Genomic DNA, 13,151 nt, shown 5'->3' on the forward strand with positions numbered 1-13,151 from the left:
TTTGGACGACATGGAGAACTCACAGATGAGTATCAAGTAGAGTTCTATTTTCCAAATCCTCACGCTCCTTGGGCCAGAGGAAGTAACGAAAATACAAATGGATTGATCAGGGAATATATTCCCAAAGGAACAGACATCGCTACGATCACAGACGAGGAAATCAACCGAATGGTGTGGCAAATCAACACTCGACCACGCAAGATGTTCGGATGGAAATCTTCGCTTGAAGTCTTCTGGTCAGAGATGTTCCACTTAGCTTGACAATTCAAGCACTGAAAACGCCGCCTCTGGTAGAAGACGACGTCTTGGCACCAAACACTAAATGTTTCGCCACTTACATTACTTGTGGCCATCTAGCCAGTGATCCAAAATTAAGAGGAGCACACCAACAAGTAACGGCGCGACAATCGCGGTATCGAACTGAGACACTTTCTTCACCACCTATCGGCGCGGTATCACGCTGGTAGGACGTAGCGGCATCAATTATTATATCGGGATGACAAGACAAAATCTAGCTTGATGAGAAAGCCCTAATCCCAAAAAAAGAAGCCTTGCTAACGGCTTCCTTATGCTTACAAGTTTAAATGGATAACGTTGAGCTCACTGCCCCCCAGCAGTTTAATGCGCCCAAACGATCCGGTTGACCGTGTTGGAAATGCAAGTTTGCAACACGACGGCTTCACCTTGACCAGCAGAGGTGATAGCATTCCATTGGTCTTTACCAGTTTTCGTGGAGTATGATTGGTCATTCACATCATCCCTGGCATACACCGTATAAGTGCGCGCATTCCCATTGGCATCGGTGACCGTCACTTGACTGCCGACGCCTAAGCTCATGATCCAAGCAAAGGTGTTGCTTTTGGCATGACCGGCGATTTCAGTGGTCAACCCATCGGTGGTGGACAGGCGCGTGGCCCCGCCCCAAGTCATCGCCAAACCTGCTTGTGCCGGAGCCGAGGTACGGCTCATGGAACCAAGGACGACATCCGTTGAATGCCCTAAACCAGAAATTGTCCCGACATAAGTTTCGCCGGTGGCGTTTTGAATGCTGGCCGCCTTGGCTTGGGCGCGTTGGGCTGGCGTTTGCGTTTGCACTGCGGCAGTGCGTACTGCCATGCTTGATGAACTTGATTGCGCAGTGCTTGAAGCACTGGTGGTGCTGGCAGAACTGGTACTTTGGCTGGCCGCCGCTTGGCTACTTGCTGCTGCTTTGACGCTGGACGTGCTGGCCGCAACGCTTGAAGCTTTAGCACTGGAGGCCTTTGCGCTGGCAGCCTTGGTGCTTGAAGCTTTGGCACTAGCAACCGCCGCTTGAGATGATTCAGAAGCTTTCACAGCCATTTTTTTGGCGGTAGCTTTTTTCTCAGCGGCTTTGTGACTGGTCGTTGATTGCGTGGCCTTGGACTTGGCGGTGGCAGAAACCCTGCTTGTCGACACCGGGGCGTTCCCCGCATGCGCAGTCACCGTGACCACACCAAGACCTGAGGCCACGACAATAATTGCGGCCAACCCAAATATTCTGTTTTTAAACATGTTGTTCCCCTAACTTGTGCACAGGGAACTCAGCCCTGCTTACACATGGCAAACACTGTGTGATTGTCATGCTTCTCCCCCCCAGGATCCCCACGACCACAGTGTCTTAACGACGACACTCCGTTACAAACGAAAATGAAAACAGTCGCCTGTTTCACTTTCCTCAAATCACAATGACGAACTCAATGATGTGTGCTTCATCTCCGTAACTATACGTCGGTGCACGCTTGATGACAACCAAAAAAGTCATAAATTGATAGAATTTCACTTTAGTTCTGAACAAGTCCCGTAATTACGGTAATTTCAAGAAATTAAATAACGCCTGCTTCATGATAAGCAGGCGTTTCGAGGTTGTTTTTTTATAAAACTATTTTTGTTTATTTCTGAAAAGGTAACTCAATCCTGCCATGACCAAGCCGATCACGATCACCACGCCGGCCACATGTTGCCACAAAGGCGCATAAGCTTGAATCAATTGGCTCACGATGCCAACTGGCGCCCCGACAATCGACCAATTTCCTGACAGCTGCGGCACGGCGACTGCCATGCTCAACATGCCACCGCCGATGCCGATGATATAGGTGATGCGCCCGGTGACGCGCAAGAAACGTGGCCATGAATGCGCCGACAAGCGCATCAATAATAAAATGATGACCCCAAGCACCGCCGTAACGATGGTCGTGGTTTGCATCATCAACACCAACATCCCATAAGCCGCGCCCCAACCGCTTTGCATCAAGGTCAACACATCATCAGACAAGCTTTGTGTGACTTGCTTCACCCGACTGGCCCCTGGATGTTGCCCAATTTTAGCGGCTTGTTGATTGATTCGCGTGGTTAAGCTGGTAACTAAAGCCGTGGTGTCGAGCGTTTTTTGAAAGTCAGCGCTGGCCATCACCGCTTGGTCGGTCAATTGCTTGGTTTGCTTTAAGCTAACCAATTGAGGATTTGCCGGTAATTCAATCCCTGCCAGGTTGGCTTTTTTGACCAGATTCGTATTGATGGTTTGGTGAAGCTTCGTGCTGGCCGGTGCGCTTTGAAGCTGGTGAGACACCGACTTTGGCGTGCCCAAAGTCAAGGTCATCCCCAAGCTAACGGCAAACATCACCAACAACACGCAATCGATCAAGCCAAAAAACGCTAACCACCCACGACTAGTATGTGAAATTTCAGACATGATGACGACTCCTTATTGCAAATGAGCATTGATAAATCTAACTACTTTTTGCCGATACTTCACCGGATCATGATAAAAGCTTTGCGCATGCCCGGCCCCTTTGACCTTCCACAACACTTTAGTACCATGAGCTGCTTGATAAAGCTGATCGACCATCGCAGTAGGGACAAAGGTATCTTTAGTGCCATGAATGAACATGATCGGCCGGGTGTTTTTCGCCAAGCTCTTGCGGGCATCCGCGGCAAACACATTATAACCGGTTCTCAAACTGGCATAGGCCGCCACTGCTGGGACCAACGGCCACTTCGGCAGGTTATACATACTTTTGGCTTGAAAAGCGAGTTCGTCAATAACGCTCGTGTAGCCACAATCTTCGACCACCACTTTCACTTGTTTAGGCAATTTCAAGCCACTGACATACATCACCGTCGCGCCGCCCATAGATTCACCATACAAAGCGATTTGTTGATCCGTGCCAACTTTTTTCAACAACAAGTTGATCCACTTGCGATAATCCAACCGGTCTGGCCAACCGTATCCGATATAGTTACCTTGTGATTGGCCATGTCCGCGGTCATCTGGGGCCAACACGTTGAACCCCGCATCATGAAACATTTTGATACGAGCGGCCATATCTTCTTTTTTGCCCATGTAACCATGCGCGATGACGACGGTTTTTTTAGCTGGCTTAGCGGCTGGAATATAATCAGCGACTAAGCGTAAGTCAGCTTTGGCCGCTTGCATCTGCCAAGTTTGCTTCGTAGTTTTTTGCAACCAAGTCGCCGCAGATTCTTGAATGGCGGGCTGCTTATTGGACAAAAAGTCTTTGTGGCTTGGCACAAAGGCGAATTGATAAAAGTAAATACTGGCGCCAAGCACCCCTAAACATAAAACTCCGACCACACCAGAAAAAATCCACCAACGCTTTTTATGCATATAATCTCCTATTGCACCTTGGTCCATTCATCTAAAGTTTTGCCTTGCGCATCTTTAAGCTGCAACCATGAATTGGTGCCACCATAATATAGAAACAAACCGACTTCATTGACACTGCGTAATTCAATGCTGTCAGTGGTATGCGTACCGGCGATCGCCGCTTGGTGGTCGGCACGCAACTTTTCCCCAAAGCGCGTATCAAAGCCTAGTGCCCCGCCTTTGGTCACATGTTGCGTCATGGAAAGCTTAGCCCCAGGCAGAATTTCCATGACATTGCGCTTTCGCCAGTACACCGTGGCTTTAGCCCCAGCATGATCAATGGTGAATGGCGTGTCAGCCAAGGCTTTGGTGAAGCGATGGGCGGCTTTAGCGGGACGCTTTTTCACTTGCGGTTGCAAGTGAATGCCAAAGCGCGTCAAAATCTGCTTGATGCCCTCGACGTAGGGCTGTTGCGCTTTGGGGATGCTTTCGCCTGCCAGCGCTTTTTGCAAGTATTGCGGCTCCGTGGTACAAGGCAAGGTAATGGCGATAAATTCATCTGCGTCCCCATCGTCAAAACCAACAAATTGACCAGCCTGTACGCGCAACACCAAACCGTGTTCTGGTTTCTTTAACGACTTAGCCGAGAACACCAACTGCCCATCATCAGGCAAACTCACGGTTGTTTGCGTGTCGTTCAACTCAACGTGCAGTTGCATGTCTTCACCCTCCTAAGCCATTAATGCCGTAATCCCTGCCGGAATCGCTTGTGGCGTTTCCACGATCGCTGCGGCATGGGCGTGTCTGAGTTCTTCCGCGGAGCCGAAGCCATACGTGACGCCTAAGGTTTGCACATGGTTATTGTACCCGCCTTGCATATCGGTGTCGCGGTCGCCGATCATCAAGCTGTTAGCCACGTCAGCGTGGGCCTTTTCTAACCCATAAGCTAAAACGGCCGTTTTGGTGGAACGAATCGATTCATCTAACGTCGCGCCGTAGACCCCGGTGAAAAATTGCCCTAAATCAAAATGATCAATGATCCGATCGACCATCACTTCGGGTTTGGCGGTGGCAATATTCAACTGATAGCCGCTAGCTTGCAAATCACCTAAGACTTGCTTGATGCCAGGATACAGATCCAATTCAAAAATAGCCGATTCGGCATACAACTTCTGATAATGCTTCACTGCTTGCGCGCAGTCTGCGTCAGTCAAATTGGGAAAGTAGCGTTTCAAACTGCTCGTCAAGCTCGGCCCGATGAACGTGCGGTACTGCGCGTCGGTCAAGCTGGGTAAGTGCATCTGTTGGAGCATGTATTCGATACCATGGATAATTCCGCGATGCGAATCGGCAATGGTCCCGTCAAAATCAAAGAAGAGTTGTTTCAATGGCTTACCTCGTTTTCGTAATGCTTATAGTTTACAAGAAAATTGCGTCAGGCTCAAATCACAACAAAAAAGCTCAGCCGATTTGACTGAGCCCACTTGATGATTAGGCCGCATTTTGACGACGCAAAGCATCTTTTAATAAGAACGGTGCGATCAACGTGGTCAAAATAATTACAATAATCACGCTGGAATAAAAGTCTTCATGTAATAATTTGGCTTCAAAGCCGATTTGCGCCACGATCAAGGCCATTTCACCACGCGACACCATCCCGGCGCCGACGACGTTCGCCTCTGCCCAAGACTGGCCGGCGAGCTTGGACCCGAAGCCGCAGCCGACCCACTTGGTCACCAAGGCTAGCCCAGTCATAATGATGATGAACCAGAAGTCGCGCCCTAAACCATCCAAGCGCATATTCAAGCCGATCGACACGAAGAACACCGGAATAAACACCCCATAGCCAATCGATGTCAAACTGGCATCCACTTCTTGGCGATAAGGTGTCGTGGACACCGCCACCCCGGCAAAAAACGCCCCAATGACCGCCGACATGCCGATCGCATCGGCTAAATACGCCATCCCCAAGCACAACAACAACGACATGATCATCACCGCAGAGCTTGGATACAGGCGTTCTGCCAAATGCATCAAATATGGCGCGGCAAATTTCACCACCACGTAAATCACGCCAAAGTATAGGACTTGGCCGATCAAACTCAACCATAACGGTAGGCTAGTGGTGGCTTGGCCTTCACCAAACACACCGACTGCCACACTTAAAATAATCACTGTTAAAATATCATCAACGACTGCCGCCCCTAGAATCGTCGCCCCGCTTTTGGTATCCAAGGCTTTCAGCTCTTTTAACACTTCCACTGAAATCGATACGGAAGTCGCGGCATACGTGATCCCTAAGAAACTGGCGGAAACAAAGTTGAACCCCCAAGCCCGCGCGAAAGCAAAAATCGCGAGAATGGGCATCACTACGCCGATCACGGCGACTAACACCCCAGGTCGAAAATACTTTTTCAACATGGTTAAATCTGACTCCAGCCCGGCGATAAACATCAGAAAAATCACGCCGATTTCCGCAAAATCTGAAACTAAATTCGTCGGCTGGACCCAATTTAAAATCGCTGGGCCCAGTAATCCCCCTGCCAACAACTCACCGATCACCGCGGGAATGCCTAATTTCAAACTGAAATGGGCAAACATCATCGTCGTCAACAAAATTAATGCCAGTGTGCCTAAATAACCCATGGCGCCTCCTTGTTTCTCACCCTTAGTCTAATAACAATTGATAAGCATTGCGTTCTGGCACTGGTTCGTCCAGATACACGATACCGCGGAATTGATAGCCCGCCGCTTTGATGACATGTTGCATGATTTGATTTTGCGCGTGGGTGTCGATGCGCAGATCCCGATATCCTAAAGCATAGGCTTCCGTGGTCAAGTTACTCATAAAGAACTTGCTGAGCTGTTGGCCGCGGACTTGACCATCTAAGGCAAAGCGATGAATCATCATATAGTTGCGCTCGCCGACCCAGCCGTCACCGTCGATACGCTTGTAAAAAGGGTCCGGTCCATCGATCAAGCTACCAGTACCGGCCACCTTGCCATCAACGATCAACACGCGGTTGGTTTCATCATCAATATCTTGTTGCACCGCGGCGCGATCGGGATAAGTGCCTTGCCATTGGTCGATACCTTGTTGCGCGAGAAACTCGCGCGCTGATTGAATAATCGCCAAAATCGCGTCAATATCTTGTTGGGTGCCTGGACGAACAAAAATAGCAGCCATGTGAACAACCTCCAGAATGTGATTGTTTCCATTGTCTGCTATTTCAGATGAGAATTCAATTAAATCCTTTGCAAGCTTGGCTTAATCGCACGCAAGCGACCGCATGTTTTGAATCTTCCAGTTAGCGATACCAATGCCTTGTAGCCCGAAAGTATGCGAGTTCCGACAAAAAACGCTTCGGCGGGCTGGTCATGGCGACCGAAGTAGAGCAATGGCGCAACTGATGACCAGCCCGCCTGCGCGTTTTTTATCTCCACCCACAGATTTTCTGCGATGATTTAACTAACTTACAGATTCAACACGCACACATCACATGACGATATTGGTCAGCTGACTATCAAATAAATTTGGCATCACGCATTTCGTAGTCATCTGGTGTTAGTGGTCTAGCGGAATTCTGTATCGTAGCCAGACTGCTGAAGCTAGATGCTAGACAATGGCCGCAGTTATTCGCCATCATCTTGATGGGCTAACAAGTGTGGGTTATGGGGATGCATCCCCGGTTTGCCGTGGTGGCCGTGATGGCAATGCGGGTGCTTGCCATGAAATTCAAGCATCGCTTTCATGCGGATTTGCTTGGTTTGTTCCTTAGCAATCCGCACTTCTTGATGCCCGCGGATAATCGCGACAGCCCCAGCAATGGACAAGGCCATAACACTAGCATGTAACGCGGCTAATGGCATAATCAAATCAGGATTGTCAGAAACCGTTTGATCGAAGGTATTCAAAGGGCCAGTGGTGGCATCAACAAGTTTATTGGCGATTTGTTTGGCATCTTTAAACATAGTGAACCTCCTTATTATCCAAAGCGGCGTAGACTGCTGTGTTCGCCGCTCAACATTGTCAGCTAAGCGTTTTGACTTTGAAGCCATTCACCTAAGTGTTTGAAATAATCATCTGGATTGTCTAACATTTGCCCGTGACCAGCATCAGGCGTAATGTGCAAGGTGCTATCAGGAATTTCGTCAGCCATGCGCCGTGCGGCAGTCAGCGGCATGGTTTCATGACCGCCAAAAGTCAAATACGCCGGCACGGAAATATCTTTCATCGACCCGCGGCGGTCCCAATCTTTCAAGGCACCGACCATGACAAATTCATTGTCGCCTTGGAAGTAGTTGTAAACTGCCGTGCCCATGGTTGAAATCAAGTGGCGCGGTTGCGCATCGGCTTGATGATGCAAGTAGTGTTCACCAAGTTCGGCAACTAAGGCTTCATAGCGCGGTTCAGCAAACGCATGCCGCGCTTCGACGTCATGCATATAAGCCAAGTCTGCTTCGTTGAACATGTCGTCGCGAATGGCGTTGACGTTTTGCAAATATTCATCCAAATTGTCGATCATTGACGACAAAATGACCCCAGCAAGGTGTTCGGGATAGCGCAAGGCGTATTCGATGGCCAACACCCCGCCCCAAGATTGACCCAGCAAGTAGAAGTGATCAAGGCCCAGTTTTTGCCGAACTGCTTCAACTTCTGAAACATAATAATCGATGTTCAAGAACTTTTTGCGATTCTCAGGGTCAGAAAAATCTGGTTGATCTGAGAAAAAAGAGCCTAATTGATCATAGCGGGTGACGGTGACCCCATATGGCGCCAAGCGTTCGCCGAAGTTTTCAAAGACTTCGTTGGTGCCGCCAGGGCCGCCGTGTAAGGTCATCAAGTGAATGTCACCGGATCCAGTGGTTTGCGTCCACAAGTGATACCCATTGTCTAACGTGATGAAACGTGTACCGTTTGCTTTGTATTTTGCCAAAAAATCAACTCCCATCTGCTTCCTATTATATGCGAATGGAAACGGTTTTGCCAAAATTGTCTTAACTTGTGCGTTTGGCTACCCTGTTTCACCCAGCATTGGTTAAAATAGACATAGGAGGTGGCGTATGTCTGAAAAATTAACGGGATTAACCTCAGCGCAAGTGGCAAAGCGCAAGCGCAACACCGCACAAAAGCCTTTATCTGCGAGCGTTTCAACCATCATCGCTCAAAACACGCTGACGTTATTTAACTTTGTCAACGTGGCCCTTGGTGCGTTGATCTTTACCACTGGCTCGTATAAAAACCTCCTATTCTTAGGTGTGGCGATCATCAACACCGCCATTGGGACTTTCCAAGAATTGCGCGCCAAGAAAAAAATCGACGCCATGCGGATACTCGCTAGCACACCGGTCACCGTCATACGTGATGGTTCGGAGGTTCAGATCCCGCAAGATGAAATCGTTGAAGGGGATTTGTTGTTGCTGCATCGCGGCGACCAAGTCCCAGTCGACGGCACGGTTTCGCAAACTGATGGCATCGAAGCCGATGAGTCCCCTTTGACTGGCGAAAGTGATCCGATCACCAAAACTGTCGGCGATCAATTATTATCCGGTAGCTTCATTGTTGCCGGCACTGCTTGTATGACCGTCACTGCGGTTGCCGGGGACACTTTTGCCGCCAAGCTTTCCGCTGAAGCGAAAAAAGGTGAGGATACTAAAAGTCAACTGTTAGCCACGATCAATCGCATCATCAAGGTCTTAACTTATGTATTGATCCCATTGGGTATCGCTTTGTTCACTGTTTCCTTGGTACGCCGCGGGAACTACAACCGCGCGGTATTATCCACTTCGGCGGCGGTGATCGGCATGATCCCTGAAGGTTTGGTGTTATTGACCAATGTTGCGCTAGCCGTATCTGCCCGTAACTTGGCAGTGAAACGTGTGTTAGTTCGGGCGTTGTCTGCGTTGGAATCTTTAGCGCGGGTCGATACGATCTGCTTGGATAAAACAGGCACCATTACCTCTGGCCGTTTAAAAGTGGCCCAGATCATGCCCCTAGCCGATTTCACCGAAGCTGACGTGCAACACGCTGCCGCCTCAGTGGTTTATGCATTAAATGATGACAATGAAACCGCCATGGCGATCAAAGAAGTCGCCGATGATCCGCATCCCCAAATCGCCAAAACCATCCTTTTTTCCAGTGCGCGGAAGTATTCTGGCGCAACGCTGGCGGATGGTCGCAGTTTGATCATGGGCGCACCTGAGTTTGTTTTTCCTGATGGCTTACCTGAAAACATCTCGCAGCAAATCAATCAAGCCGCCGAAAATGGTCTGCGGGTGCTGGTGGTTGCGCAAACGGATCAGGCCTTGACCACGCCATTAAGCGGCATGACCTTAATGGGACTCATTTATATTGAAGATGAACTGCGCGAAACAGCCCAAAGCACCTTCGCCTTTTTCAAAAAACAAGACGTCGATCTTAAAGTCATTTCGGGTGATAACCCAGTCACTGTGGCCAACATCGCCAAGCGCGCCGGCATGGCCAAAACCGAGGCATTCGTGGATATGAGCCAAGTTCCTGACGAGGCAGATTATGAAACCTTAGCCGCCACCCATACCGTGTTTGGCCGGGTGACGCCACCGCAGAAAAAGCATTTGATTCAAGCGTTGCAAAACCAAGATCACACGGTGGCGATGTGTGGGGATGGGGTCAATGACGTGTTGGCCTTGCGCCAATCTGATTGTTCGATCGCCATGGCCAGCGGTGCCGAAGCCGCCAAAAGTATTTCGGACTTTGTGTTGTTAGATTCCAACTTCGATGTCTTGTGCAATGTGTTGAATGAAGGCCGCCGCGTGATCAACAATATCGAGCGGGTCGCGTCGATGTACTTGGTCAAAACGATTTTCTCCGTGATTTTAACGGCGATTTTTGTTTTTCTGCCATTAGATTACCCGATCACGCCGATCAACTTGACGCCAGTTTCTGCCATTGCCGTGGCGATCCCATCATTTTTACTGACGTTTGAACCGAATTTCGACCGCGTCGTGGGCCAATTCATGCAAAAAGTCATGACCATCGCAGCCCCAGGCGCCGTGGCGATCGTTTTGTATACGCTCGTGTTAACTTGGGGCGAATATTGGTTCCATTGGTCATTTGCCGCGACGTCGACCATGGTGGTATTGATGATCGGCGTGATCGAATTGCATGTGCTGTTCATCAATGCCCGACCGTTCAATCGCTACAAGTATGCGATGATGATTTTACTGACAATTGCCTTGTTCGGCGTCTTCTTCGTCGCCGGGAAGATTTTCTCGTTAAGCAATTTGTGGCGCTTTGACCGCTTCATCGTGTATGGGCCATTGATCCTCACCAGTTTGCCAGTCTACATGTTCCTGCAAGAATTCTTAGGCAAGCGTGTGTTAGCCAAGATCCACTGGCGGTAAACGAAAAATGCTTCAAACGTCGATGATCTCAACGCTTGAAGCATTTTTATTTGGATTTATTTGACTTGTGGATTGGCAACGATCAAGACATCACATGGCGCGTTTTCAACCACAAAGCTTGCGACTGAGCCGATGAACATGCGCGACACCAGCTTCTTTGAGGAACGCCCGATCACGATCAAGCCAGTGTTGTAGTCTTTAGGCGCATCGACGGCAACAACTGCTCGCGGCGAACCGAAGCGGATATGTGGTTTGGCATCGATGCCTTGGGCAATGAGTGGCTTGATCAAGTCCTCAAGTTGCGCTTCAGCAGTTTGTTCGGCGTTGTACAACAATTTGCCATCGACGGTGCCAGTTTGGCCAAAGCCGGCAGTGTATTGGCGCGTGTCGATCACATGCAAGAGATCCAGCCCCCACTCCCGTTCCTTGGCGATAGTGACCGCTTTGGCTAAAGCGCGATCTGAAGCTTCTGAGCCATCGATCGCGACGAGTACGCGTTGTGTCATATGAATCGCTCCCTTCTGGCTTTAATGTAACACAATTCGCCGCGTTAGTGTGAGTGAAAGATGGGGGCGTCGTTTAATAAAAAACTCGATCAGCGAAATGTTTGCACATGCGCGTCACAAATTCATCACAACTCAGCAGTAGTATAGGAAACAGAGTAGGAGATGCCCCTTTATTTCTACCCCACTTTTTCATTTTCTCGCTCAAGTTGGTGCCCGCCGACTTGAGCATTCACTCCTCCACATGAAAAAACATACGCGCTTGAAATCAGCGCGTCATCCCAACACCTTTGTTGACCGCTAAGCCCATGGCGGTCTTTTTTATCATCAATTAAATAACAAAATACAAGCTTACTAATTATTAGTGTTTCTCAAGTCAACATGCTATACTAAACACGGCAACTGCCTCGAAAGGGGGTGTTGTCGTGCAACTTGTTGTGGAGGTCTTTATCGGCCCATGCGTGGTGGGTCTAGTCTTAATACTAGTCGAGCGCTGGCTGAATGATCGGCGATAGACCTAGAGACATTGTCAAACAGTCACACCGCTAGTCTTCCCCGGCTATGCGAAAAAAGACCCTCATCTGTGGCAGCAGATGAGGGTTTGTGTTGTCGTGCGTTTGTTGTAACTATATAATAACACGCGCGTCGGTTTGTTGCAACTCATCGAAGGGTTTGAATCCGACGACAAAGAACTCAACAAGAATTCATATTCAGCTTAATAATTTGCACATGCGCGTCACAAATTTATCACAACTCATCAGTAATATAGGAAACAGAGTAGGAGCTACCCCCTTATTTCTACCCCACTTTTTCATTTTCTCGCTTAAGTTGGTGTCCGCCGAATTGAGCATTCACTCCTCCACGTGAAAAAACATACGCGCTTGAAATCAGCGCGTCACCCCAACTTTTTTTGACCGCCAAGCCCATGGCGGTCTTTTTGTTGCGCAAAATATATATAAATTCATCATCTTACAAATAATTAGTGTCCAGTGACGTTACCTGTTAAACTGGCAAAAGCAAGAAGTGACATGAGCGGTGGTCTCCCGATGAAAGTAGGTGATGCGATGGCGATTTATGCCGAACATCCTGAAAGAAAGGAGATCTGTATTGTTTACGATTGGTTGCGTTCACGTGACCATCATTGCCTGTATCTATCTGGTTGGCTACTACTGCGCTGCATTGAATTTCAGTGTTCGCAAAGCGACCAAGTTGGTTCGATCTTTGAGCCAGCTAGTGCAGGTAGTCAGAACATTCTGGCGAAAGTGAGCATATAAAAAGCCGCTACAACTTTGGACGGTTAACGCGGCTTTAGCTTCATATTAACTTGACCATCGCTCTTTAAGCGACGTTGCGAGAACTCAAATGTTTCGGAAACACCGTGTTGGTCGCACGGTGTTTTTGCATGGTTTGATTATACCATGTCAAAACATTAACTGACAATCCTTCAATCCAAAAGTATGTGTCAAGTTTTTCTCGGTTCCAGTAAATTGAGTTCCAAATGATAGGTTTTATTCAACCTGATTAAGTGACTTGGCCAATTTGGCCAAACCAGTGCTTGCTACACCTTGAGTGGAGATGACACCATGCCATGCGCCATCGTGGTCTAGGTGTTTTTCTGTTTTGAACAAAGCCTTTAGCTT

General features: G+C 48.8%; 14 protein-coding genes. 3 read left to right on the plus strand and 11 right to left on the minus strand.

Annotation, left to right across the window (positions count from 1 at the left end; all coding sequences use genetic code 11):
* A partial coding sequence (locus tag ACKTSG_RS11820; protein ID WP_407895016.1) for an IS30 family transposase occupies positions 1–261 on the plus strand: 261 nt, incomplete at its 5' end.
* Between the two features lie 78 nt (positions 262–339).
* Here ACKTSG_RS11820 and ACKTSG_RS14370 read toward each other — a convergent pair.
* The 10 genes from ACKTSG_RS14370 to ACKTSG_RS11865 form a co-directional block, all read right to left on the minus strand.
* Positions 340–441, minus strand: coding sequence for a type I addiction module toxin, Fst family (locus tag ACKTSG_RS14370; RefSeq protein ID WP_491062199.1), 102 nt, complete (start codon positions 439–441; stop codon positions 340–342).
* A gap of 177 nt (positions 442–618) precedes the next feature.
* On the minus strand, positions 619–1,533 hold the full coding sequence (locus ACKTSG_RS11825; protein ID WP_407895018.1) for a sortase domain-containing protein: 915 nt from the start codon (positions 1,531–1,533) through the stop codon (positions 619–621).
* Between the two features lie 367 nt (positions 1,534–1,900).
* The gene (locus ACKTSG_RS11830; protein ID WP_407895020.1) at positions 1,901–2,710 is read right to left on the minus strand and encodes a hypothetical protein; all 810 of its coding nucleotides are present in this window, start codon (positions 2,708–2,710) and stop codon (positions 1,901–1,903) included.
* Positions 2,711–2,722: 12 nt separating this feature from the next.
* The gene (locus ACKTSG_RS11835) at positions 2,723–3,646 is read right to left on the minus strand and encodes an alpha/beta hydrolase (RefSeq protein WP_407895022.1); all 924 of its coding nucleotides are present in this window, start codon (positions 3,644–3,646) and stop codon (positions 2,723–2,725) included.
* Between the two features lie 8 nt (positions 3,647–3,654).
* Positions 3,655–4,344, minus strand: coding sequence for a hypothetical protein (locus ACKTSG_RS11840; protein WP_407895024.1), 690 nt, complete (start codon positions 4,342–4,344; stop codon positions 3,655–3,657).
* A 12-nt stretch (positions 4,345–4,356) separates the two neighbouring features.
* The gene (locus ACKTSG_RS11845; protein ID WP_407895026.1) at positions 4,357–5,013 is read right to left on the minus strand and encodes an HAD hydrolase-like protein; all 657 of its coding nucleotides are present in this window, start codon (positions 5,011–5,013) and stop codon (positions 4,357–4,359) included.
* Between the two features lie 103 nt (positions 5,014–5,116).
* Positions 5,117–6,271 carry a cation:proton antiporter gene (locus tag ACKTSG_RS11850; RefSeq protein WP_407895028.1) on the minus strand — a complete coding sequence of 385 codons (1,155 nt, stop codon included), beginning with the start codon at positions 6,269–6,271 and terminating at the stop codon, positions 5,117–5,119.
* A gap of 22 nt (positions 6,272–6,293) precedes the next feature.
* Positions 6,294–6,812, minus strand: a complete 519-nt coding sequence (locus ACKTSG_RS11855) for a GNAT family N-acetyltransferase (RefSeq protein WP_407895030.1) — start codon at positions 6,810–6,812, stop codon at positions 6,294–6,296.
* Between the two features lie 446 nt (positions 6,813–7,258).
* Complete coding sequence (locus ACKTSG_RS11860; protein WP_407895032.1) at positions 7,259–7,597, minus strand: hypothetical protein; 339 nt, start codon at positions 7,595–7,597, stop codon at positions 7,259–7,261.
* Positions 7,598–7,659: 62 nt separating this feature from the next.
* Entirely contained in the window at positions 7,660–8,562 is a 903-nt protein-coding gene (locus ACKTSG_RS11865) for a proline iminopeptidase-family hydrolase (RefSeq protein ID WP_407895034.1), read from the minus strand.
* 127 nt (positions 8,563–8,689) lie between these two features.
* Between ACKTSG_RS11865 and ACKTSG_RS11870 the strand changes: the two genes are divergently transcribed.
* A complete protein-coding gene (locus ACKTSG_RS11870; RefSeq protein WP_407895035.1) occupies positions 8,690–11,008 on the plus strand; it encodes an HAD-IC family P-type ATPase in 2,319 nt (772 codons plus the stop codon).
* 56 nt (positions 11,009–11,064) lie between these two features.
* On the opposite strand, the gene ACKTSG_RS11875 is transcribed toward ACKTSG_RS11870, so the two are convergent.
* The gene (locus ACKTSG_RS11875; protein ID WP_407895037.1) at positions 11,065–11,514 is read right to left on the minus strand and encodes a universal stress protein; all 450 of its coding nucleotides are present in this window, start codon (positions 11,512–11,514) and stop codon (positions 11,065–11,067) included.
* Between the two features lie 1,043 nt (positions 11,515–12,557).
* Here ACKTSG_RS11875 and ACKTSG_RS11880 point away from each other — a divergent pair.
* Positions 12,558–12,785 carry a hypothetical protein gene (locus ACKTSG_RS11880; protein ID WP_407895039.1) on the plus strand — a complete coding sequence of 76 codons (228 nt, stop codon included), beginning with the start codon at positions 12,558–12,560 and terminating at the stop codon, positions 12,783–12,785.
* Positions 12,786–13,151 lie beyond the last annotated feature (366 nt).

Origin of the sequence: Lacticaseibacillus salsurae (assembly GCF_045862175.1) — a bacterium.
Taxonomy (GTDB): domain Bacteria; phylum Bacillota; class Bacilli; order Lactobacillales; family Lactobacillaceae; genus Lacticaseibacillus; species Lacticaseibacillus salsurae.